This is a genomic window from Duganella sp. FT27W, assembly GCF_009295655.1.
Lineage (GTDB): Bacteria > Pseudomonadota > Gammaproteobacteria > Burkholderiales > Burkholderiaceae_D > Rugamonas > Rugamonas zoogloeoides.
Map to the genome: position 1 here is coordinate 1 of NZ_WHIV01000013.1, position 2055 is coordinate 2055.

A 2055-nucleotide genomic window follows, 5' to 3' on the forward strand; every position below is an offset into this window, starting at 1 on the left:
TGTCAGCAGCGGTTGTAAACTGATACAAGCAGCGATTGAAAACTGATACACCGTTTTGAGATGATGGCTGCTTTGCGGAGCAGCCTTGAAACCCAACGAGGTGTACGTGGAAATTCAGTTATTGAGCAAGCATGGGTTGAGTCTGCGGCGCATCGCCGCCGAGGTGGGCTGCGCGGTGAACACGGTGCGGCGACACTTGGCGCTGGAGGCGGTGCCGAAGTACGAACGCAAGGTCAAGCGCCCTACGAAGCTGGCGGCGCACGAAAGTTATCTGCGCGAGCGGCAGGCGGCGGCGCAGCCGAATTGGATACCGGCCAGCGTCTTGCATCGCGAGATTGTCGAGCGTGGCTACCAAGGTGGTCTCAGCCAGTTGCGTGCGTTCATGCGCTCATTGCGTCCGGCGCTGCCGGTCGAGCCCGAGGTGCGCTTCGAGACGGCGATGGGCGAGCAGTTGCAGGTCGACTGGGTCGAGTTCCGCAAAGGCAGCACGCCGCTGCACGCGTTCTGCGCTACGATGGGCTACAGCCGCGCCAGCTACGTCGAGTTCGTCAGCGACATGAAAGTGGCCACGCTGATCGGTTGCCACGAGCGCGCCTTCGCCGCGTTCGGCGGCGTGCCGCGCAAGGTCCTGTACGACAACATGAAGACGGTGGTGATCGAGCGCGATGTGTACGGCAACGGCCAGCACCGTTACCATGCCGGCTTCCTGGACTTCGCCAAGCACAGCGGCTTCATCATCAAGCTGTGCCAGCCGTACCGGGCCAAAACCAAGGGCAAGGTCGAGCGCTTCAACGGCTATCTGCGCCGTTCGTTTTACGTGCCGTTGGCGAGCCGCCTTGCCCAGAGCGGATTGCAGCTCGACGTCGTGACGGCGAACGCCGAGGTGGCGCGCTGGCTGCGCGAGGTGGCCAACGAGCGGGTGCACGGCACGACGCAGGAGCAGCCGGCGACGCGGATGGCGTTGGAAGTGCCGCACCTGCAGCAACTGGCGCCGCCGTGGCGCGGCGACGTGGCTGCCGCGCGGCCGCAGTTGGCCGAACCGGAGACGCCGCTGCCGCGACCTGCCATCGTGGCCGAGCGGATCGCCGAAGCGGCGCCGGCGCAGCACCCGTTGGCGGTCTATGAGCAGTTGCTGATGAGCGTCAAGCAAGGGGTGGCGACATGAACCTGCAATATGAACGGATCGCCCAGATGTGCGAAGCGCTCAAGCTGCCCTTTGTGGCACAGGGCTACGGCGCGGCGGCCCAGCAGGCGGCCAAGGATGGGATAGCCTACAGCGACTTCCTGGAGGGACTGCTGCGCGAGGAAATGGCGGGACGGACGGTGCGCAAGCAGAGCATGATGACGCGCCTGGCCGGCTTCCCGGCGATCAAAACGCTGGAGCAGTTCAACTACGACTTCGCCAAGGGTGTTAAGAGCAGCCAGGTCGAGGAACTGGCCGGATTGGGCTTCATCGAGCGCAACGAAAACGTGGTGCTCGTCGGCCCCAGCGGCGTTGGCAAGACCCACCTGGCAATGGCGTTGGGGTACAAGGCCACGCAGGCCGGCATCAAGACGCGCTTCATGACGGCGTCCGATTTGCTGCTGACGCTAACGACGGCGCACGCGCAAAACAGCTTGAAGACGGTGATGCACCGGGCCATCAAGACGTACAGGCTGCTCATCATCGACGAAATCGGCTACCTGCCGATGAACCGCGAACAGGCCAACCTATTCTTCCAGGTGATCGCGGCGCTGTACGAAAAAGGCAGCCTGATCGTGACAAGCAATCTGCCGTTCGGGCAATGGGACGCGACGTTTGCACAGGACGCAACGCTGACAGCGGCGCTGCTGGACCGCTTGCTGCACCACGCCCATATCGTGCCCATAGCTGGCGAAAGTTACCGGCTGAAGCATCAGCGACAGGCAGGAATTGTGCAGAGTATCAGGGGCGACCTGGCTGCTTGACCGGGCTACGAAAAGAGGAAAAATCCAGCGCGTGCTGGTGACGGAGGTGTATCAGTTTTAAATCGCTGCGAGCGCCAAAACTGTATCAGTTTTCAATCGCTGTTGACA

Annotated in this window: 2 protein-coding genes; both read left to right on the forward strand. The window is 62.6% G+C overall.

The annotated features are described in order from the left end of the window. Positions 1 to 85: 85 nt before the first annotated feature. Complete coding sequence (gene istA / locus F8197_RS28140) at positions 86 to 1165, forward strand: IS21 family transposase (RefSeq protein ID WP_152885395.1); 1080 nt, start codon at positions 86 to 88, stop codon at positions 1163 to 1165. Next, a complete protein-coding gene (istB, locus tag F8197_RS28145) occupies positions 1162 to 1947 on the forward strand; it encodes an IS21-like element helper ATPase IstB (protein WP_152885396.1) in 786 nt (261 codons plus the stop codon). The genes istA and istB overlap by 4 nt, the downstream gene beginning before the upstream one ends. The last annotated feature ends 108 nt before the right edge of the window (positions 1948 to 2055 follow it).

Coding starts and splice junctions, on each gene's coding strand:
- istB (WP_152885396.1), top strand. CDS start 1,162: ATGAACCTGCAATATGAACGGATCGCCCAGATGTGCGAAGCGCTCAAG.